Annotated in this window: 19 protein-coding genes; 10 read left to right on the forward strand and 9 right to left on the reverse strand. The window is 68.2% G+C overall.

The window, feature by feature from the left end:
- Positions 1 to 15: 15 nt before the first annotated feature.
- The 7 genes from rsmG to argC form a co-directional block, all read right to left on the reverse strand.
- Positions 16 to 666: a 16S rRNA (guanine(527)-N(7))-methyltransferase RsmG gene (gene rsmG / locus QC818_RS07035; protein WP_309652134.1), complete on the reverse strand. Its 651-nt coding sequence runs from the start codon at positions 664 to 666 to the stop codon at positions 16 to 18.
- Positions 663 to 2,558: a tRNA uridine-5-carboxymethylaminomethyl(34) synthesis enzyme MnmG gene (gene mnmG / locus QC818_RS07040; RefSeq protein ID WP_309652135.1), complete on the reverse strand. Its 1,896-nt coding sequence runs from the start codon at positions 2,556 to 2,558 to the stop codon at positions 663 to 665. Before mnmG ends, rsmG begins: the two co-directional genes overlap by 4 nt.
- 527 nt (positions 2,559 to 3,085) lie before the next feature.
- Positions 3,086 to 3,859: an amino acid ABC transporter ATP-binding protein gene (locus QC818_RS07045; RefSeq protein ID WP_309652136.1), complete on the reverse strand. Its 774-nt coding sequence runs from the start codon at positions 3,857 to 3,859 to the stop codon at positions 3,086 to 3,088.
- Between the two features lie 12 nt (positions 3,860 to 3,871).
- Positions 3,872 to 4,543 (reverse strand): amino acid ABC transporter permease, encoded by a 672-nt coding sequence (locus QC818_RS07050; protein ID WP_309652137.1) that lies wholly within the window; start codon positions 4,541 to 4,543, stop codon positions 3,872 to 3,874.
- Between the two features lie 108 nt (positions 4,544 to 4,651).
- Complete coding sequence (locus QC818_RS07055; protein ID WP_309652138.1) at positions 4,652 to 5,419, reverse strand: transporter substrate-binding domain-containing protein; 768 nt, start codon at positions 5,417 to 5,419, stop codon at positions 4,652 to 4,654.
- Between the two features lie 114 nt (positions 5,420 to 5,533).
- Positions 5,534 to 5,887, reverse strand: coding sequence for an iron-sulfur cluster insertion protein ErpA (erpA, locus tag QC818_RS07060; protein WP_309652139.1), 354 nt, complete (start codon positions 5,885 to 5,887; stop codon positions 5,534 to 5,536).
- A gap of 343 nt (positions 5,888 to 6,230) precedes the next feature.
- Positions 6,231 to 7,265: an N-acetyl-gamma-glutamyl-phosphate reductase gene (gene argC, locus QC818_RS07065; protein ID WP_309652140.1), complete on the reverse strand. Its 1,035-nt coding sequence runs from the start codon at positions 7,263 to 7,265 to the stop codon at positions 6,231 to 6,233.
- A 107-nt stretch (positions 7,266 to 7,372) separates the two neighbouring features.
- Here argC and QC818_RS07070 point away from each other — a divergent pair, with 107 nt between their 5' ends.
- The 10 genes from QC818_RS07070 to QC818_RS07115 all read left to right on the forward strand — a co-directional run bounded on the left by QC818_RS07070 (position 7,373) and on the right by QC818_RS07115 (position 16,828).
- The gene (locus tag QC818_RS07070; protein WP_309652141.1) at positions 7,373 to 9,148 is read left to right on the forward strand and encodes a chloride channel protein; all 1,776 of its coding nucleotides are present in this window, start codon (positions 7,373 to 7,375) and stop codon (positions 9,146 to 9,148) included.
- Positions 9,149 to 9,157: 9 nt separating this feature from the next.
- Positions 9,158 to 9,589 (forward strand): protoporphyrinogen oxidase HemJ, encoded by a 432-nt coding sequence (hemJ, locus tag QC818_RS07075; protein ID WP_309652142.1) that lies wholly within the window; start codon positions 9,158 to 9,160, stop codon positions 9,587 to 9,589.
- An 8-nt stretch (positions 9,590 to 9,597) separates the two neighbouring features.
- Entirely contained in the window at positions 9,598 to 10,416 is an 819-nt protein-coding gene (gene thiD / locus QC818_RS07080; protein WP_309652143.1) for a bifunctional hydroxymethylpyrimidine kinase/phosphomethylpyrimidine kinase, read from the forward strand.
- A gap of 35 nt (positions 10,417 to 10,451) precedes the next feature.
- Entirely contained in the window at positions 10,452 to 10,613 is a 162-nt protein-coding gene (locus tag QC818_RS07085; protein ID WP_309652144.1) for a hypothetical protein, read from the forward strand.
- Between the two features lies 1 nt (position 10,614).
- Entirely contained in the window at positions 10,615 to 11,904 is a 1,290-nt protein-coding gene (gene hemL, locus QC818_RS07090) for a glutamate-1-semialdehyde 2,1-aminomutase (RefSeq protein WP_309652145.1), read from the forward strand.
- Positions 11,905 to 11,938: 34 nt separating this feature from the next.
- Positions 11,939 to 13,183 carry an AAA family ATPase gene (locus QC818_RS07095; protein ID WP_309652146.1) on the forward strand — a complete coding sequence of 415 codons (1,245 nt, stop codon included), beginning with the start codon at positions 11,939 to 11,941 and terminating at the stop codon, positions 13,181 to 13,183.
- 523 nt (positions 13,184 to 13,706) lie between these two features.
- Positions 13,707 to 14,864 (forward strand): hypothetical protein, encoded by a 1,158-nt coding sequence (locus QC818_RS07100; protein ID WP_309652147.1) that lies wholly within the window; start codon positions 13,707 to 13,709, stop codon positions 14,862 to 14,864.
- Positions 14,865 to 14,968: 104 nt separating this feature from the next.
- Positions 14,969 to 15,379, forward strand: coding sequence for a hypothetical protein (locus QC818_RS07105; RefSeq protein ID WP_309652148.1), 411 nt, complete (start codon positions 14,969 to 14,971; stop codon positions 15,377 to 15,379).
- A 63-nt stretch (positions 15,380 to 15,442) separates the two neighbouring features.
- Positions 15,443 to 16,147: a C39 family peptidase gene (locus QC818_RS07110; protein ID WP_309652149.1), complete on the forward strand. Its 705-nt coding sequence runs from the start codon at positions 15,443 to 15,445 to the stop codon at positions 16,145 to 16,147.
- 21 nt (positions 16,148 to 16,168) lie between these two features.
- Complete coding sequence (locus QC818_RS07115) at positions 16,169 to 16,828, forward strand: hypothetical protein (protein ID WP_309652150.1); 660 nt, start codon at positions 16,169 to 16,171, stop codon at positions 16,826 to 16,828.
- 72 nt (positions 16,829 to 16,900) lie between these two features.
- Here the strand turns inward: QC818_RS07115 and QC818_RS07120 are convergent, their stop codons facing one another.
- Together QC818_RS07120 and QC818_RS07125 are read right to left on the reverse strand one after the other, a co-directional pair.
- On the reverse strand, positions 16,901 to 17,809 hold the full coding sequence (locus QC818_RS07120; RefSeq protein WP_309652151.1) for a transporter: 909 nt from the start codon (positions 17,807 to 17,809) through the stop codon (positions 16,901 to 16,903).
- 377 nt (positions 17,810 to 18,186) lie between these two features.
- The gene (locus tag QC818_RS07125) at positions 18,187 to 19,602 is read right to left on the reverse strand and encodes a sigma-54 interaction domain-containing protein (protein ID WP_309652152.1); all 1,416 of its coding nucleotides are present in this window, start codon (positions 19,600 to 19,602) and stop codon (positions 18,187 to 18,189) included.
- Between the last annotated feature and the right edge of the window lie 16 nt (positions 19,603 to 19,618).

Here is a 19,618-nt window from a genome sequence, read left to right on the forward strand (position 1 = left end):
GCGCCCATCGCGGCGTCAGGCGGCCGGAACGCGCTCGAGGATCACCAGGCGGCGGCTGCCCTCGGTGAAGGGCACCGCCAGGTCGTGGCAGGCCACCGCGGCGACGCCCGAGGGCAGCCCGGCCAGTTCATCCTCCACGGCGGGCCCCTTCATGGCCAGCCACTGGCCGCCCCGGGCCGGCAGCGAGGCGCTCAGGGCGACGAAGTCCTCGAGGCTGGCGAAGGCCCGGGAGATCACCTGATCGAAGCCCCCTTCGGGCACCGCGAAGGCCTCGACCCGGGTCTGGACCGGCGTGACGTTGGTCAGGCCCAGTTCCATCACCGCCTGGCGCTGGAAACGCACCTTCTTGCCGTTGCTGTCGAGCAGGGTGACGTCCAGCTCGGGGGCGAGGATCGCCAGCACCAGGCCCGGTAACCCGGGGCCCGCGCCCACGTCGAGCAGCCTGGGGCCGCGGACATGGGGCAACACCGCGGCGCTGTCGAGCAGGTGGCGGGCGACCATCTCCCGAGGCTCGCGTACCGCGGTGAGGTTATAGGCGCGGTTCCACTTGTGCAACAGGCCCACCAGGGCCAGCAGCCGCTCGCGGCGGGCCTCGTCGACCTCCAGGCCGAGCTCCGTCAGGCCGCGCTCGAGCGGGGCCGCGAGGGTCGTGTCGTGTGCGGTCATCCGTTGGCCACCCGGGTGTCGTCCAGCAGGCGTCGCTTCTTGAGGTGAATCAGCAGGATGGAGACCGCCGCCGGGGTCACCCCGGAGATGCGGCCGGCCTGAGCCAGGGTCTCCGGCCGGGCCTCGGCGAGCTTCTGGCGGATCTCGTTGGACAGCCCCTCGACCCGTGCGTAGTCCAGGTCATCCGGCAGCCGGGTGGCCTCGTGGCGCTTGAGCTTGTCGATCTCGTCCTGCTGGCGGTCGATGTAGCCCTGGTACTTGGCCTGGATCTGGACCTGCTCGGCGATCCGCTCGTCGTCCACCGGCTCGCCGACCAGGCCGGCCACGTCCCGGTAGCCGAGCTCCGGCCGCTTGAGCAGGTCCAGCAGGTTGTACTCCCGGGGCAGGGCCTTGCCGGTCTTCTCGGCGACCCGCTCGGCGGCCTCGCTGCCGGGCTGCACCCAGCTGGCCTTGAGCCGGGCGCTCTCGCGCTCGATGCCCTCGCGCTTCTCGCTGAAGGCCGCCCAGCGGCGATCGTCCACCAGGCCGAGCTCGCGCCCCGCCTCGGTGAGGCGCAGGTCGGCGTTGTCCTCGCGCAGCAGCAGCCGGTACTCCGCCCGGGAGGTGAACATCCGGTACGGCTCCCGGGTGCCCAGGGTGATCAGGTCATCGATCAGCACGCCCAGGTAGGCCTCGTCGCGGCGGGGCCACCAGGCCTCGAGGCCGCGCGCCCGGCGGGCGGCGTTGAGGCCGGCCAGCAGTCCCTGGACGCCGGCCTCCTCGTAGCCGGTGGTGCCGTTGATCTGCCCGGCGAAATACAGGTTGTGGACGAATTTCGTCTCCAGCGAGTGCTTGAGGTCGCGGGGATCGAAGAAGTCGTACTCGATGGCGTAGCCCGGCCGGGTGACGTGGGCGTTCTCCAGGCCGCGGATCGAACGCACCACCTGCAGCTGCACGTCGAAGGGCAACGAGGTGGAGATACCGTTGGGATACAGCTCGTGGGTGTCCAGGCCCTCGGGCTCGACGAAGATCTGGTGGCTCGCCTTGTCCGCGAAGCGGTGCACCTTGTCCTCGATGGACGGGCAGTAGCGCGGTCCCACGCCCTCGATGACCCCGGAGAACATCGGCGAGCGCTCCAGGTTGGCGTGGATGATCTCGTGGGTGCGCTCGTTGGTATGGGCGATATGGCAGCTGAGCTGTCGGGGGTGCATGCCGCGATCGCCCAGGTAGGACATCACCGGGGTCGGGGTGTCCCCCGGCTGCTCCTCGAGCACCGAGAAGTCCACGCTCTTGGCGTCCAGTCGCGGCGGGGTCCCGGTCTTCAGCCGATCGACGCGGAACGGCAGGGCCCGGAGCCGCTCGGACAGGGCATTGGACGGCGGGTCGCCGGCGCGTCCGCCGCGGCTGTTGTCCAGCCCGATGTGGATAACCCCGCCCAGGAAGGTGCCTGTGCACAACACCACCGTTTCCCCCAGGAAGCGCACCCCGGTCTCGGTGACCACGCCGCGCACGGTGTCGCCGTCGACGATCAGGTCGCCGGCGGCCTGCTGGAAGAGCGTCAGGTTGGGCTGGTTCTCCAGCATGCCGCGGATGGCCGCCTTGTAGCGCACCCGGTCGGCCTGGGCTCGCGTGGCCCGGACGGCGGGGCCCTTGCGGGCGTTGAGCACGCGGAACTGGATGCCGCCCAGGTCGGTGGCCAGCCCCATGGCGCCGCCGAGCGCATCGATCTCCTTGACCAGATGGCTCTTGCCGATCCCGCCGATGGCGGGATTGCAGGACATCTGGCCCAGGGTCTCGATGTTGTGGGTCAGCAGCAGGGTCCGGCAGCCCATGCGGGCCGAGGCCAGGGCGGCTTCGGTCCCCGCATGGCCTCCGCCGATGACGATCACGTCGAAGCGGTCGGGGTACTCCAAGGTTCACCTCGTTCGGCGGCGCCGCGCCGAGTGTTGCGGATCAGGGAAGTGGAATCAGCCCGCCAGTATAACCCTCTTGTGGATCATCGTCAGGGTTTTCCACACCGGGAGGCCGCGGCCTTGCCGTCCTTCCTCCCTGACCTAATAAATAAACAGATAGATAAAGAGAAGTTCTGTTGTGGTAGTGACTACTGGTGTGGACATTTTCTGTGGAAAAGCCATTTTAATGCTTTTTTATCAACAGCCTGGAATGTTGAGGGATACGGGGACGGCGCGCGGGGGAGCTGCGGACGGCATGTTCGGGGCCTGTGGATGACTGCGCCGGTTACCCACAGCTCGAGATCGTCACCGCTTTTCCACCGACCCCTACCGGCCTTGTCACCGTGGCTGTGAACAACCCGGGAAGGTGCCGCTCGCCCCCGTCATCAAGGGGCTGGCGGGGGGTTCGGCCGATTTATTGTCCACAGGCAAAAAAAGGCCCTGTCGATGACGACAGGGCCCCTTTTCGCGGTCTGGCGACGAGAGCGTCAGTGCTTGAGCACCCGGGACAGGAACTGACGGGTGGGCTCTTCCCGGGGCGCGTCGAAGATCGTCTCCGGGGGGCCCTCCTCGGCGATCTCGCCCTTGTGGATGAAGATGACCCGATCGGCCACCTCCCGGGCGAAGCCCATCTCGTGGGTGACCACCAGCATGGTCATGCCTTCGTTGGCGAGCTCGCGCATGGCGTCCAGCACCTCGCCGATCATCTCCGGATCCAGGGCCGAGGTAGGCTCGTCGAACAGCATCAGCCGGGGTTCCATGGCCAGGGCTCGCGCCAGGGCCACGCGCTGCTGCTGTCCGCCCGACAGCTGGGTCGGATACTTGTGGGCCTGGTCGGCGATGCCGACGCGCTCGAGCAGGCGCTCGGCGGTCTCGACGGCCGTCGCACGGTTCAGCCCGCGTACCCGCATGGGCGCCAGGGTGACGTTGTCCAGCACGCTCAGATGGGGGAAGAGGTTGAACTGCTGGAAGACCATGCCGACCTCGGTGCGGATCTTCTGCAGCGCCTGGGTGGCCTTGCCGTGGGGCTTGAGGGGGTTGCCGTCGACGACGAGCTCGCCCTGCTGGAACTCCTCGAGGCCGTTGATGCAGCGGATCAGGGTCGACTTGCCCGAGCCGCTGGCGCCGATGATCACCACCACCTCGCCGGGCGTGACCTCGAGGTCGATGTCCTTCAGCACGTGCAGGCTGCCGAAGTGCTTGTTGACCTTGTCCAGGCGCACGATGGGGTCGCCGCCGGTCTTGGACGTCTGTGCGTTCATGTCATGCCTTCCTTATTGTCCGACCAGGCCCTTGCGCTCCAGCAGGCGCAGCGCGAAGGACAGCGACAGGGTGATCACCAGGTAGAGGGCGGCGACCATCAGGTACACCTCCAGGGCGTTGAAGGTGGTGGCGATATAGACCTGGCCCTGGCGCACCAGCTCGCCGACGCCGATGACCGAGAACAGCGAGGTGTCCTTGATGCTGATGATGCCCTGGTTGCCGAGCGGCGGGATCATGCGGCGGAAGGCCTGGGGCCAGATGATGTAGCGGAAGGTCTGGCGCCGGGACAGGCCCAGCGAGAGGCCGGCCTCGCGCTGGCCGCGCTCGATGGACTGGACGCCGCCGCGGACGATCTCCGAGATGTAGGCGCCGGAGTTGACCGCGATGGCCGCGATGCCGGCGACCAGGGCGTTGATGGGGCCGCCCAGCAGCTGGGGCAGGCCGTAGAAGATGAACAGCACCTGGACCAGGACCGGGGTGCCGCGGAAGATCTCGATGTAGGCCACGGCGGGCAGCCTCAGCCAGCGGGACGGACTGATGCGCAGCAGCCCGAAGACGATGCCGATGAGGAAGCCGATGGCCAGGCCGGCGAAGGAGATCAGCAGGGTATAGGGGATACCCGTGAGCAGGTGCGGAATGGAGGCGAAGGCCGCCTGCCAGTCGAATTGAAAGGTGACGTCCACGTGGGGTCTCCGTCTGGGATCGTGGCGGGAGGGCGTCGCGGCGACGCGGGGTCGCAACGCAACGGGGCCGGGTCCTGGGACCCGACCCCGTTCAGACGGCGGCGAGCATCACTCGGCGCCGGGGGTGCCGAACCACTTGGCGTGGATCTCGTCGTAGGTGCCGTCTTCCTTCATGGAAGCAAGCGCCTCGTTGACGGGCTCGACCCAGTCGCTGCCCTTGACCAGCACGATGCCGTACTGCTGGCCCTCGTAGAGCGGCCCGACGACCTTGGCGCGACCCTCGCCCTGGGTCTGGGAGAAGTAGCCGACGTTCGGGGCGTCGTAGAAGACCGCGTCGACGCTGCCGCCGAGCAGGGCCATGTACATGTCGCTGGACCCCGGATAGGGGGTGATGTCGGCCGCGTCGCCGAGGTTCTCCTGGAGGAAGTCGTAGCTGGTGGAGCCGATCTTGGTGCCCACCGACTTGCCCTCCAGGTCCTCGACGGCCTGGATGCTGTCGTCGCCCTGGTTGACCAGCAGGCGCAGGCCGCTGTCGTAGTAGGGGTCGGAGAAGTCGACGATCTCGGCGCGCTCGTCGGTGATGGTGATGCCGGCGATGGCGATGTCGACGTTGCCGGTCTGCACGGCGGGGATGATGCCGTTGAAGTCCATGGTGCGCAGGTTGTACTCGAACCCGGCACGCTCGGCGACCTCGGCGATGATGTCCATGTCGAAGCCGACCATCTCGCCGGATTCCTGGTCCATCATCTCGAAGGGCACGAAGCTCGGGTCGGTCACGACGTCGAGGACATGGTTGTCGGCGCCGGCCGCGGCGGACAGGCCCAGGCTCAGGCCGAGGCAGGACGCCAGCGAGGCCGCCTTGATGTGACGTTGCATGTGACTCTCCATGGCATGATTTGTTTTGGAATACCTAATCAACCATGGCGAGTTGTCCCCAGAGCGTCAAGTCTCGGCAGACGACGCCGGGGGCGGGGGTCTCAACGCTCGGCGTCAGACCATGAAGGAGGCCCCGCAGCCGCAGGTGGTGGTGGCGTTGGGGTTCTGGATCAGGAAACGCGCCCCGGCCAGGCCCTCCTCGAAGTCCACGGTGGAGCCGACGAGGTACTGGTAGGACAGCGGGTCGACCACCAGGGCGACGTCGCCGAACTCGACCAGGGTGTCGTCCTCGGCCACCGCCTCGGCGAAGTCGAAGCCGTACTGGAAGCCGGAGCAGCCGCCGCCGGTCACGTAGACGCGCAGCTTGAGCTCGGGGTTGCCTTCCTCCTCGATCAACGCCTGGAGTCGTGCCTTGGCGCCGTCGGAGAGCAGCAGGGGGGTGGGAACGAAGGATGCGGCACCGCTCATGGGTGACCTCCCCGGAATCGGTGAATGTCGTGCAGGGTGGCGATTATCCACAACCCCCAGCAAAAGGGTCAACTATTGGGAAGGTCTGGGCGGAGGTATCCCGGGGGCAGGCCCCGGGATGCCGGACCATCGCGAGGGCGCTGTGAATACGTCCCTGTACGCTACTTTTCCCTGCGGCGCTCTCGCGTCCCGCTCCGCTGGCAGGACCGGTCTTGGCCCTCCATGGCCAAGCCGTTCGGCGGGAAGAAGATCCCACGGATATTCTTCTCCTTCCGCCTCACCCCTGGAAAAGACCCTCGCTGCGCCCGGTCCCCGGGCTCCGCCAGTGCGGGGAGCGGTGGTGTCAGGGCAGCATGGCCGGGGCGTCGAGGCCGGCGTGCTCGTCGAGGTCGAACATCAGGTTGAGGTTGTGCACGGCCTGGCCGGAGGCGCCCTTGACCAGGTTGTCGATCACCGCGAGCACCACCACGGTGTCGCCGTCCCCCGGGCGGTGCACGGCCAGGCGGCAGACGTTGGCGCCCTTGACGCTGCGGGTCTCGGGGTGGCTGCCGGCCGGCATGACGTCGACGAAGGGCTCGTCGGCGAAGCGCTCCTCGAAGCGCTTCTGGAGATCGCCGGGCTCGCCGGTCAGGCGGCCGTAGAGGCTGGCATGGATGCCGCGGATCATCGGCGTCAGGTGGGGCACGAAGGTCAGCCCCACCGGGCCGCCGGCGGCGTCGCCGAGCCCCTGGCGGATCTCGGGCAGGTGACGATGCCCCGAGGCGCCGTAGGCCTTCATCGACTCGCTGGCCTCGGCGAGCAGCGAGGGCACCTTGGCCCCGCGACCGGCGCCGGTGACGCCGGACTTGCAGTCGGCGATGACATGGTCGGCGTCGATCAGGCCGGCCTCCAGCAGCGGCAGCAGGCCGAGCTGCACGGCGGTGGGGTAGCAGCCGGGCACGGCGATCAGCCGCGCCTGGCGGATGCGCTCGCGATTGACCTCGGGGAGGCCGTAGACGGCCTCGTCGAGCAGCGCCGGGGCGCCGTGGGGCTGGCCGTACCAGGCTTCCCACTCGGCGGCGTCCCGCAGGCGGAAGTCGGCCGAGAGGTCGATCACCCGGGTTCCGCGGGCCAGCAGGTCGCCGGCCAGGGCGTGGGCCACGCCATGGGGGGTGGCGAAGAAGACGGCATCGCAGGCCGCCAGCCGTTCGGGATCCGGCTCGCTGAAACGCAGCGCGTCGTAGTGCCCGCGCAGGTTGGGGTAGAGCTCGCTGACGCCCAGGCCGGCCTCGCTGCGCGAGGTGATGGCCTCGACGCGCACCTCGGGGTGGCGAGCCAGCAGCCTGAGCAGTTCGACGCCGGTGTACCCGGTGCCGCCGACGATTCCGACCTTGATCACGATGGACTCCTCACTGGTGGACGCTGGGACCTGTGTCTCCGGATATGATACACAAGAGAGAGAGCTCCCACAGGAGAGGGGGCGTCAGGGTCAACAGGAAGGTCATCTTGCCGCGTCTCTCGCTACCGCGCTTCAGTCTCGATCGGTTCCGGCGCCAGCTGGCCAGCGTCGATGCGCTGCCCCAGCTGTGCGTGCTGGGCCTGGTATCGGGACTGATCACCGGCGGGCTGATGGTGCTGTTCCGCCTGCTGCTGGCCCTGGGGGCGCTGGCCTTCCTGCCCGGCGGCGACCCGGAGGCCTTCGAGGCGCTGGCCCCGGCCGCCCGTGCGCTACTGCCGCTGCTGGCGGTGGCGCTGATCGGCGTCTGGCTGTGGTGGCTGCCGCCCGCCGGCCGCCAGATCGGCGTGGCCCACGTGCTCGAGCGCCTGACCTACCACCAGGGCCGCTTCCCGCTGCGCAACTGGTTCACCCAGTGGTGGGTGGGGCTGATCTCGGTGCTGGGCGGGCTCTCCGCCGGGCGCGAGGGGCCGGCGATCCACCTGGGGGCGGCGGCCTGCAGCGGCCTGGGCCAGCGCCTGCGCCTGCCCCATAACAGCCTGCGCGTGCTGGTGGCCTGCGGCACCGCCGCCGGCATCTCGGCCTCGTTCAACACGCCCATCGCCGGGGTCATCTTCGCCATGGAGGTGGTGATGATGGAGTACACCATCACCGGCTTCATGCCGGTGATCCTGGCCTCGACCATGGGAGCCGTGGTGGCCCAGGCGGTGTTCGGCTTCGAGCGCCCCTTCCAGGAGAGCGGGGTCATGCTGGGCTCGCTGTTCAACCTGCCGTGGATCGTGCTCAGCGCCCTGGGCATCGGGCTGCTGGCGGGCGCCTTCGTGCGGATCGCCCGCTCCGGGCGCCGGCTCCAGGGCCTGCCGCTATCCGCGCGCTTCGCGCTGGCCGGTGGCCTGGTCGGGCTGGTGGCCTGGTGGTACCCCCAGGTGCAGGGCATGGGCTACGACACCCTGGGGCTGACCATCGGCGGCGAGCTGGGCCTGGACGTGCTGCTGGCGGTGGCCATCGGCAAGTTGCTGCTCACCGCCGTCACCGTGGCCTGCGGCATCCCGGTGAGCATTATCGGCCCGGTGCTGGTGGCCGGAGGCGCGGCCGGCGCGCTGTGCGGGCTGCTCGGGGCGCAGCTGATGCCGGAGCTGGCCGCCGGTCCCGCCGTCTATGCCATGCTGGGCATGGCCGCGATGATGGGCGCGGTGCTCCAGGCGCCGCTGGCCGCCCTGATGGCGCTGCTCGAGCTGACCCACAACCCCAACCTGATCCTGCCGGGCATGCTGGCGGTGGTGGTGGCGGGGCTGACCTCCCGGCAGCTGTGCGGCTGCGACGGCTTCTTCGTCAGCGTGACCCGGCATGGCCTGCACCCCCTCCAGCAGCCGCTGATGCAGGCGCTCAACCGGGTCTCGGTGCCGGCGGTGATGGAGCGCGAACTGGTGCGCACCCGGCGGCGGGTGACCCTCGAGCAGGCCGGAGCCCTGCTCGAGGCCAAGCCGGTGTGGGTGGTGATCGAGCGTTCCAGCGACGCCAAGCCGGCGCTGGCGATGAAGGCCGCCGACCTGGCCCGCTGGATGCTGGAGCATGACGCGAACGACAAGTTGATCGCCCGGGATGGCCGTCTCGACCTGCTGGAGATTCCCGGCCAGCGCCTGGACCTGGCGCCGATCCACCTCCAGGCGACGCTGTCCGAGGCCTTCGATCGCCTCAACACCAAGCACGCCGACGCCCTCTACGTGGAGCACGGCCATCGCCCGAAGCAGAAGCGGATTTCCGGTATCATCACCCGCGACGCCATCGAGCGCTACTACCGCTACCGCGATACACCCTCCGGCTGAGGAGTCGACATGTACCCCTGGATCAAGGCCCTTCACCTGGTGGCCGTGGTGACCTGGTTCGCCGCCCTCTTCTACCTGCCGCGGCTCTACGTCTACCACGCCATGGCGCGGGATCGCGGCGAACGCCAGGCCATCGACTACTTCACGGTCATGGAGCGCAAGCTCTATCGGGGCATCATGACGCCCTCGATGATCGCCGTGCTGGCCCTCGGCGGCGGGTTGCTGTACCTCAACCCGGCCTGGCTCGGGCAGGGCTGGATGCACGTTAAGCTGGCCCTGGTGGTCGCCCTGGTGGCCTACCATCATGTCTGCCTGGTGTACCTCAAGCAGTTCGCCGCCGCGCGCTGCACCCGGACCCACCGCTACTTCCGCGTCTTCAACGAACTGCCGGTGCTGGCCCTGGTGGCGATCGTCATCCTCGCCGTGCTCAAGCCGTTCTGATGGTCGCCATGCCCGAGACCCAGCCCCATCTGCCGGTCGTGCTGGTGCTGGCCGGCCACGATCCCACCGGCGGTGCCGGCCTGGTGGCGGACGCCGAGGCGGTGGCCGCCTGCGGCGGCTGGGCGCTGACCCTGCCCACCGCGCTGACGGTCCAGAACTGCCGGGACGTCCAGGCCGTGCAGCCGGTGGCCGCCGAGACCCTGCGCGACATGGCCGCGTCCCTGGCCGATATCGAGATCGCCGCCATCAAGATCGGCCTGCTGGCGGATTCGGCCACCCTGGAGGCGGCGCTCGAGATCCTGAGACAGCGCCCCGGCGTGCCGGTGGTGGTCGATCCGGTGCTCAGGGCCGGCGGCGGCAGCGAGTTGTCCACAGCCGCGCTGCAGGCGACCTTCCGCCGCGAGCTGCTCCCCCGTGTGGATATCCTGACGCCCAATCGCCAGGAGCTGGCCCGGCTGGCCGGCGCGGACTGCGCCGACGACACCGAGCGAGCCGTGGCGCTGATGCACCTGGGCTGCCAGGCCGTGCTGGTCACCGGCACCGATACGCCCGGGGCGAATGTCCCGCCCGGCCGGGTGGTGCATACCCTGCACGTGCCGGACGGCGATCGCCAATGGAGCTGGCCGCGGCTGCCCGGCGACTTCCACGGCTCCGGCTGCACCCTGGCCTCGGCGCTGGCGACGCGGCTGGCGCTGGGCGAGTCGCTGGCGACGGCCTGCGAGCAGGCCCAGGCCTTCACCTGGGAGGCGCTGGCCCATGGCTGGCGGCCCGGGCACGATCAGGCGCTGCCCCGCCGGCTCTGGCGCCTCCCGGCCATGACGCGTTAGGGGCGGGCTGGTCTTCGGCGGGACGAGCATCGAGAATGGAAGACAACCAGGCGACGACGGCGGCCGGATTGGGCGACGTTCACCGGCATATCACCGACTGCCAAGATATTGTCCAGAGAATTATCCACAGGCCGGCGCCCGCCGCGACGCGCTCTCCGGCCGATACGATGAAACCCTTCAACAGGAAACGAGGTTGACATGACCACATCCGCACAGCTCTTCGAGAAGGCCTGCCGTCACATTCCCGGCGGCGTGAACTCGCCGGTGCGGGCCTTCAAGGGACTGGAGCGCCCGCCGGTCTTCATGGAGCGTGCCCAGGGGGCCTATCTCTTCGACGTGGAAGGCAAGCGCTATGTGGATTACGTGGGCTCCTGGGGGCCGATGATCACCGGCCACGCCGACCCCGAGGTGCTGGGGGCGGTGCGCGAGCGGCTCGACAACGGCCTGTCCTTCGGCACCCCTACGGCCATCGAGACCAGCATGGCCGACCTGATCTGCGAGATGATCCCCAGCATCGAGATGGTGCGGATGGTCAACTCCGGTACCGAGGCCACCATGTCGGCGATCCGCCTGGCTCGCGGCTACACCGGGCGCGACAAGATCGTCAAGTTCGAGGGCAACTACCACGGCCACTCCGATTCCCTGCTGGTGAAGGCCGGCTCCGGCGCCCTGACCCATGGCGAGCCCAGCTCCCCGGGGGTTCCGGCGGCCCTGGCCGAGCACACCGTGACCCTGCCCTACAACGATCCCGAGGCCGTCGAGGCCTGCTTCGAGGAGATCGGCGACCGGGTGGCCTGCATCATCGTCGAGCCGGTGGCCGGCAACATGAACTGCATTCCCCCGCAGCCGGGCTTCCTCGAGACCCTGCGCCGGGTCTGCGATCGCCACGAGAGCGTGCTGATCTTCGACGAGGTGATGACCGGCTTCCGCGTGGCCATGGGCGGCGCCCAGGCCCACTACGGCGTCCAGCCGGACCTCACCTGCCTGGGCAAGATCGTCGGCGGCGGCATGCCGGTGGGCGCCTTCGGCGGTCGCCGGGGCATCATGGAGAACATCTCGCCGCTGGGGCCCATCTATCAGGCCGGCACCCTGGCCGGCAATCCGCTGGCCATGGCCGCGGGCATCGCCCTGCTCGAGAAGCTGCGCGCGCCCGGCTTCCACGACGCCCTGGCCCAGAGGGTCGAGACCCTGTGCCATGGCCTCCAGGAGCGGGCCGACGCGGCGGGCATCGACATGATCACCCAGCGCGCCGGCGGCATGTTCGGCGTCTTCTTCACCGGCCAGAGCCGGGTCGACAACTTCGCCCAGGCCACCGCCTGCAATGGCGACGCCTTCCGCCGCTTCTTCGCCGCGATGCTCGAGCATGGCGTCTACATGGCACCCTCGGCCTTCGAGGCCGGCTTCATGTCCAGCGCCCATGCCCCGGAGGACATCCAGCTGACCCTGGATGCGGCCGAGGCCGCCTTCGCGACCCTGCACGAGGCCTGAGGCCGGCGGCGATGGCCACCCAAGGAGACACGCGATGACGCAGCGACCTTCCCCCGATCGCCCGGCCCGGGACGACCTGTCACTGGACGCCCTGGTCGAGGGCCTCGGCCGCTGGCACGGCCGGCACCGGATCGGCGACGCCGAGGGCACGCCCCTGAGTCGCGCCATGCGCCAGCGGGTGGCCGACGAGACCGCCGCCCTGACCGGGGCGATGAGCGGCGACGAGGATCGCCAGCGCCTGGCGTCCCTGACGCGCTGGCTCGAGGAGAGCCTGGCGCGCCTGGCTCCCGTGCTGGAGGCTCGAGAGCCGTGCCGGCTGCCGCGCAGCTGGGCCGTCGAGCACCCCGACAGTCGCCTGGTGGACGAGGGGCGGGTGGTGATGGCCAATGCCATCGACCGCGATCTGGCGGGCTTCGGGGCGGCGGTGGTGCAGGATCCCGCCGCCGATCTGGCCTCGCTGCTGGTGGGTCTCGAGGTGCGTGACGAGACGCGCCTGGCTCGCCGGGCCCTGGACGCCTACCTGCGGCTGACCGGCGACTACCGGGCCGGGCGGCTGCTGTCGGTGTGCCGCGTCCTGGAGTGTCTGGCCGGCGCCCGCCGTGCCCTGCGCCGGCTCGAGGCGATGCCGGGGGACGCCGAGCGCCCGGCCCTGCTCGCCGAGACCATGGCCGCCTGCCGGCGCTATCTCGAACTGGCCGAGCAGCACGCCGAGTTCCGGTTCCCGCCGCTGGTGGTCGGCGTGGGCGTGGCGGGCAGCGGCAAGAGCCGCTTCACCCGCAATCTGGTCACGCGGCTGGGGGCCGTGCGGCTGTGCTCCGATGCCGAGCGGCGTCGCCTCCATGAAGATAATCCACAGGCGGACGGCGACGATCCGGCTGTGGATATCTTCTCCGAGACCGCCACGCAGCGGACCTACCGGCGTCTCGCCGAGTGTGCCGGCGACCTGCTGGATGCCGGTCTGCCGGTGTGCGTCGATGCCACCTGCCTGCGCCGCGAACAGCGCGACCGCCTGCGCCATCAGGCCGAGAGCCGCGGCCTGCCGGTGCTGCTGGTGAGCTTCGAGGCGGACGAGGCGACCCTGAAGCGCCGGATCGTCAAGCGTGCCGACCGCCAGGGCGTCCCAGAGGCCGACAGCCTGGCCGTGCTGGCCCGCCAGACGGCGGCCTTCGAGGCCTTCAGCGACGACGAGCGGCTGCACCTGGTGCACCTGGACACCACCGCCGAGAACGCCGCCGAGACCCTCGCCGGGCTGATCCAGGAGCACCTCCACTGGCGCTGAGCCCGCCCCCCGGCCTCGACCCGAGGCCGGGGATTTCCCGCCGACTGTTTCATCGGCGTTGCATCTCCCGCCCGCTGCCTTTCTCTCGAAAATCCTCGTAATGCATTGATAAGCAAGGAATCATTACCAGGGCTCGGCGCAGTGTCGTGACTGCAACAGCACTGTGTACGCTCTGTATCAGCAGGTTAACCCCTTGATGGATAACGAGTTAATGGCGCCTTTCCGGGTCCCTGGTCGAGGGACTGTTTCATCTGCCTGACAGTATCGGCCGCGCCCTGGCGGCGCCCGCCTTTCCCGATCCCGTCTCGATCATTCGTGTTTCCCGATTCCGCCTTTTCCGACAGTGGCTTGCAAAAAGCTGGCACGCCACGTGCTCCGTATTGACTGCCTGCCGACGGGATCATCGAGGGCTCAGCGAGCGACCTTCGGCGTGCGCAGGCAGGAGGCAAGAAGGCCGGCCGCGCTGTCGCGGATCCTCCGGCGAGATGAAGGGAATTCAGCCGAATCGAACGGGAGAATGATCATGAAAGCTTATGCAATTGCGGGTACGTCCCTGCTGGCGCTGGTCATGGCGATTTCCACCGCCCATGCCAACCCCAGCAACGGCTTCGTCAAGGGCAACTCCACCCAGACCGTCAACTCGAACGCCTCGGCCACCGGCGGCGACAGCGGTGACGCCGACGGCGGCAGCGGCACCGGCACCGGCAAGGGCTACGCCAATGGCGGCGGCGGCGATGGCGGCTTCCCCGGCTGGAAGCGCCGCTACCACGGCGATGACGGCGGCGGGGACGGCGGCGCGGCCTCCGGCTTCGGCCAGGGCTCCGGCGGCAGCGGGGGCTCCACCGGCCGCGGCGGCGACGCCTGGGCGATGAGCGAGTCCTACAACACCTCGATCAATGTCATCTCTCTGCAGAAGATGCGTTCCACCGTCAACGGAGATGCCATCACGATTCGCGGCGGTCAGGGTGCCCAAGGGGCGCAGGGCGGCAGCGGTGGACTGGTCGTATCCGTCAGCGCCGGCGTCGGGCTCGGCGGCAATGGTGGCAATGCCAGGGGCGGACGCGGCGGCGACGTCGATGACACCGAGGCCAACGGCGACAATGGCGGCCTGGGGGCCGGTATCGGGCTGGGCCTGGGCTTCGGCGGCGGCGGCTCCGCGGATGCCGATGCGGATTCCGAGGCCACCAACAACAATGGCGCGGATGGCGGCTTCCCTCCCGGCCCTCCGTTTGATGTCCTGCGAGGAGGACGGGATCGTGACCGCTATGGTCGTGGCGGGAATAACGACCAGGATGCCGACTCCGATCATGCCTATGCCAAGGCCCATGCGGGCGGCACCGGCCGGGGCTATGGCGCCGGCGCCGGCACCGGCGGTGACGGCGGCGACGGCGGCTGGGCCAGCGCGGTGGCCGGCGATGGCGGCAACGCCAATGGCGGCGGCGGCGGCGGCGGCCAGGGCATCGGCGGCCCGGCCTATGCGGCGGGCGCCAACGGCGGCCACGGCGGCAATGGCGGCAACGGCGGCGCCGCGGTGCTCCGCACCGGCGCGGCCAGCGTCTCGGTGGCGGCCGGAGGGGTGTATGGAGGCGTCTCCAACATCAACAACTCCACCGGTCTCTACAACTCGCAGCTGGCCGGCACCAGCGTCTCTGCCCACAGCGGCGTGAGCATCGGCAACTGAGAGGCGTTCCGGCCCCTCGAGGATGGGAGGGGCCGTGCCGGGAACGGGCGGAGTTCGCTCCGCCGGTTCCCGGCGCTCGGCGCATAAGGTCAGGAGACACGACCATGAAACGATCAGGCTTTTCAGGGCGTTACATTCGATGTGCCGGCATTCTCCTGTCGGGAATGGCGGCGCTATCGTTCTGCGCGGCCGGCCTGGCGGCCGAGGCGCACCCTCAGGCATCAGCGGGGTTCGCGTCGCTCGGGGCCATGGAAGTCGGCGAACTCGAGACGGCCAGGGGGCGCGAGGGCGTCCAGTTCGAGCTGGTGAACGTGCAGAGCATCCAGGACATGGAGGCCACCACCAGCGGCTCGAGCTTCCGGGTCCGCAACGGCGACATGGTGACCGGCGACATCACCTTCGAGAGCGGCGCCATGGGGCATTACAGCGGCACCGGCATCTTCAACAACGTGACCGGCAATGCCAATGCCGTGAATAACGCTATCGGCATCAGCATCTATATCAACAACCCCTAGCCCGTCGTCCCCCTCGGGAGCGAGCGGGGGGCTTGTCGGAGGCTTCCACGGGAGGCGTCGATCATGAAGCGAGCGGTAAGCGTATCGGGCGTGATCCTGAGCGCCTGGCTGCTGGGGCACGGCACCGGGGCCGAGGCGGGTCCCGTCACCATCGCCAACCCCTTCGGCACCTTCCAGGTCGAGGCCAAGAGCCTCGCCGAGATCAGTTGGGAAGGCGTGGTACGCCAGCAGTACGACTTCAGCTGCGGCTCCGCGGCGGTCGCGACCCTGCTGACGCATCACTACGACCGCCCCACCACGGAAGCCCAGGTCTTCGAGACCATGATCCGCGAGGGCGACAGGGAGCAGATCGAGACCTACGGCTTCTCCATGCTGGACATGAAGCGCTATCTCGATGCCCAGGGGCTGCCCTCGGATGGCTTCGAGATCACCCTGGACGACTTCATCCGCATCGGGGTGCCGGCCATCACCCTGGTCGATACCGGCGGCTACAAGCACTTCGTGGTGGTAAAGGGCGTGGATGCGCGCCATGTCCTGGTCGGGGATCCCGCGGCCGGCACCGTGGTGGTGCCGCGGGAGACCTTCGAGACCCTGTGGAGCAACAAGGTGCTGGGCATTCGGTCCGAGGTCGAGTTGGCGAAACGCCACTTCAACAGCGAACGCGACTGGCGGGTCAGGCCCGCCTCGCCGCTGGAGGATGGCGTGCAGCGAGCCGGCGTGGGCTCCTATCTACTGTCATTGCCCGGCCGCCACGAGCTGGGCAGGTAACATCTAACGGGAGTTACCGACATGAAGACGTACCAGTGTGCGCGGTGTGGTATCCGGAGGAGGGCCACTAGCCTTCTGGTCGGCATGGCGCTGCTTGCCTCGTCGAGCGCCATGGCCGTGAGCCATATCACGCCTGAGCCCCCGGGCATCCTGTCGGGGGGTACGCATGACATCTACTATCGGGGCCATGTCATCGCCGATGCGGGGCTCGAGGAGTTGCGCGGCGGCTTCAGCCTGGGCGGCATGGAGCTCAACTTCGGGGCCCGGCTGACCACCATGATCAACGATCGCCTCCGCTACGAGACCCGGGTGGCCTTCACCCGCGCGGGTACCGAGGTGCTGTCTCGCCAACTGACGGACCTCCAGCCCAGCGGTCCCGCCGCCGCCCTGGTCGGGCCGGGGCAGTCGCTCGGCGCCGCGAGCATCAACGGCGCAGGGCTCGATCTGTCGGGGCTGGCCGACTTCTCGGGCGTGGTGGCCAACGGCCGGGGCGGTGGCATGATCGCCGCGCTGCATCGCGTCACCCGCGACGCCATCGTCAGCACCCTGGCCACCAACGCCAATGGTCAGGTGGTGGACAACACCATCGACATCAGCGTGCATATCAACAACATAGGCAGCCTTCGCGCGGCCAGGCAGCGGGACAGGATCGTCAATTCCCTGATCGGCCTGCCGCGCTGAGGGCGCAAGTACAAGTACCAAGGAAAAGGCTGCCAGACGGCAGCCTTTCCTTTGCCCGCTCCCCGCCGTGTCCTAGAAGACATTGAGGCCGATCGGCATGCGCAGGGTCAGGGTCGTGTCCGGCGCGTCTTCGGTGATGCCGAACTCCAGGTTGAGGTTCAGGGCCGAGTCCTGATTGAACTGGTAAGACCAGCCGAGCAGCATGGAGCCCACGTTGAGGCTCCGGGAACCCTGGGTGGTGGTGTTGCCGTTGTCGAGGTCGGTGAAGGTCGTATCCGTCTCCTCGATGAAGTCGTTCTTGTAGCCCAGCGTGAACGAGGACCGCGGGTTGATGGAATACGCCATGCCCAGGCTGATGCGCACCGCATCGCCAGGATCCACCTCGTCGATCACGAAGTCGCCCACCCGCTCGCCGACGTCGTCCTCCAGGTTGAATAGGTAGCCGATGTTGGCGAAGTAGACCGCCGGCGCCGAGGGCAGCAGCATCGTCAGGCTGGGCTCGATGGAGTGGAAGCCGGAGCCGGTGGGCAGCTCCTGCTCGATGCCGTCGCTGTCGCGGTCGACGTCGAAGGGGCCTTCCCCGGTGGTGGACTTGTAGCGCAGGTTGCCGACGAAGTACGGCGAGCCGGGGGGCGGGGTGTTGATCTGGTAGTGCAGGGCCGCCTCGATATCGCCCAGGCCGTTCCCGTCGCGGTTGTTGGGCACGTCGAACTGGTTCTCCTGGTCCACGTCGACGGTCGCGATCTGGGAGTCGTCCCGGTAGAGGTAGGGTACCTTGAGCTCCAGCTCGAGTCGGTCGGTCACGCCCAGGCGACCGGTGACGGAGGCCGTATAGGTATCGCGATCGATGTCCTCCGCCGCCAGGACCCCGATCTGCAGGGTGTTGAGGATCTCCACCCCGCGGAAGGTCAGCCGGTTGACGCTGGCATGCGAGTACTGGAATTCCGGCTCGATGACCAGGCGCCCCTTGGGCGTCAGCACCCCCCCGATATCCGGAATGGCCTGGATTTCCGGCGCCTCTCGTTGAGGGGGAGGCTGCTGCCCGACGGGGGTGAGGGTATCGTCGTCGGACGACTGGGCGAATGCCTGGCCGGATACCGCGACAGGCGCGAGAGCACTTGCCAGCACCAGGCTCTTGTAGTGACATTTCATTGGTATGCCCCTTGATCCCTTTGGATAGGCTCCTGAGTGCTCAGGAGGCTGGGAGGCCCTTGCCAAGCCTCGAGAATCAGCGTAGCCCAAACTCGCCATGCCAACGGCGTAGCGCGTGAGCTTTTGGTTACCTCCTCTGGGTGAGAATGATCGTTAAAAGCCCCGGCGTTCTTCATGCTCATGGCACCGGCGGAGCGCGATGCGCCTCAGCGTCCGGAAAAGCGGATGACCTTGGAAGCATGCAGGCTGTCGGCGCCCCCGGATGCCCCGTCCCCCTCGGGGTGTCGGCGTTGAATGCCGTGCTTTTCCATGAGCCTATAGAGGGTGACCCGAGAAATGCCCAGTTCCTTGGCGGCATGCTGAACATTGAAGGTATTGCGCGCCAGGGCGGCCATGACGACGCTGCGTTCGGCCATGTCCCGAGCCTCTTCCAGGCTGTCGGCGTATCGAGACCGGGAGGAGCGGCGCTCCAGCCCCAGGTCGGCGGGCCTGATCAGCGCATGCTCGCACATGACCATGGCACGCCGGACGCGATTGATAAGCTCGCGGATGTTTCCCGGCCAGTCGTATAGCCTCATCATCGTCAGGCTTTCGCGGGTGAACCCCTTCACCTGGGTGGACTTTTCGCAGGAGAAGGCATCGAAGAAATACCGGGCGAGAATCTCGATGTCCTCTCCCCTGTCCCTCAGGGGGGGCATCCTGATCTGGAGTACATTCAGGCGGTGAAAGAGGTCTTCCCGGAATTTGCCGTCCTCGACGGCCTTCTCCAGGTCGACATGGGTCGCGGCGAGGACGCGCACGTCCACCGCAATGTCCTGATGGCTGCCGACCCTCTGGATGGTCCGGTTCTCCAGGAAACGGAGCAGGTTTACCTGTAACTCGAGGGGAAGATCGCCGATCTCGTCGAGGAACAGGGTGCCGCCCTTGGTGCCCTCGATGATGCCGATCTTGCGCTGGCTGGCCCCGGTGAAGGCGCCCTTCTCGTGACCGAACAGTTCGGACTGGATCAGGTTCGTCGGCAAGGCGCCACAGTTGACGGCACTGAAGGGGCGGTGCGCCCTGGCGGAGCCCTGGTGGATGGCGCGAGCCGTGAGCTCCTTTCCCGTGCCGGATTCTCCCTGAATGAAGACCGGAGCATCGACGGCGGCCACCTTGTGGATGGTGCGATAGAGGCGCTTCATGATCGAGCTGGTGCCGACCATGTGGCACTCACGGTGCACCGGGTCGTCGGGGATGTCGTCTTCTCGACGTTCCAGCCGGGCGAGGGCCGCTATCCGATGGATTTCGTCCTCGATTGCCTCGGGAGTCACGGGGAGCACATGGTAGCCGAAGAACAGCCGGGCAATGATGCGGCACGCCGGCGAGGATTCCTGGGTATTAGCGGTGGTCAGGGCGATCCACCGGGTCGCGAACTCATTGATCAGCGTTTCGATGTCATGAAGCTGATTCAGGGAAGGCGTGTCCATGATCATGACGCCGACATCGAATTCATGCTTCTTCATCAGCTGCCACGCCCTTCCCAGTGTCGAGCAGCTTTCCATGCCTCCACCCATGCATGGAAGACTCGCTTCGATGGTTTCCTCGAGCAGGTCGACGATGAGGGTTCTATCGTTGATGGCCATGTCGATTCCCTGATGA

Origin of the sequence: Halomonas koreensis (assembly GCF_031451675.1) — a bacterium.
In the GTDB taxonomy this organism is placed as follows: Bacteria; Pseudomonadota; Gammaproteobacteria; order Pseudomonadales; family Halomonadaceae; genus Halomonas; species Halomonas koreensis.

Excerpts from the sequence above, each read along its gene's own strand:
- QC818_RS07095 (WP_309652146.1), top strand. The coding sequence starts at position 11,939 with ATGACGCAGCGACCTTCCCCCGATCGCCCGGCCCGGGACGACCTGTCA.
- QC818_RS07110 (WP_309652149.1), top strand. The coding sequence starts at position 15,443 with ATGAAGCGAGCGGTAAGCGTATCGGGCGTGATCCTGAGCGCCTGGCTG.
- QC818_RS07105 (WP_309652148.1), top strand. The coding sequence starts at position 14,969 with ATGAAACGATCAGGCTTTTCAGGGCGTTACATTCGATGTGCCGGCATT.
- rsmG (WP_309652134.1), bottom strand. The coding sequence starts at position 666 with ATGACCGCACACGACACGACCCTCGCGGCCCCGCTCGAGCGCGGCCTG.
- QC818_RS07115 (WP_309652150.1), top strand. The coding sequence starts at position 16,169 with ATGAAGACGTACCAGTGTGCGCGGTGTGGTATCCGGAGGAGGGCCACT.
- QC818_RS07085 (WP_309652144.1), top strand. The coding sequence starts at position 10,452 with ATGGAAGACAACCAGGCGACGACGGCGGCCGGATTGGGCGACGTTCAC.
- QC818_RS07125 (WP_309652152.1), bottom strand. The coding sequence starts at position 19,602 with ATGGCCATCAACGATAGAACCCTCATCGTCGACCTGCTCGAGGAAACC.
- hemJ (WP_309652142.1), top strand. The coding sequence starts at position 9,158 with ATGTACCCCTGGATCAAGGCCCTTCACCTGGTGGCCGTGGTGACCTGG.
- erpA (WP_309652139.1), bottom strand. The coding sequence starts at position 5,887 with ATGAGCGGTGCCGCATCCTTCGTTCCCACCCCCCTGCTGCTCTCCGAC.
- hemL (WP_309652145.1), top strand. The coding sequence starts at position 10,615 with ATGACCACATCCGCACAGCTCTTCGAGAAGGCCTGCCGTCACATTCCC.
- QC818_RS07055 (WP_309652138.1), bottom strand. The coding sequence starts at position 5,419 with ATGCAACGTCACATCAAGGCGGCCTCGCTGGCGTCCTGCCTCGGCCTG.
- QC818_RS07045 (WP_309652136.1), bottom strand. The coding sequence starts at position 3,859 with ATGAACGCACAGACGTCCAAGACCGGCGGCGACCCCATCGTGCGCCTG.
- QC818_RS07100 (WP_309652147.1), top strand. The coding sequence starts at position 13,707 with ATGAAAGCTTATGCAATTGCGGGTACGTCCCTGCTGGCGCTGGTCATG.
- thiD (WP_309652143.1), top strand. The coding sequence starts at position 9,598 with ATGCCCGAGACCCAGCCCCATCTGCCGGTCGTGCTGGTGCTGGCCGGC.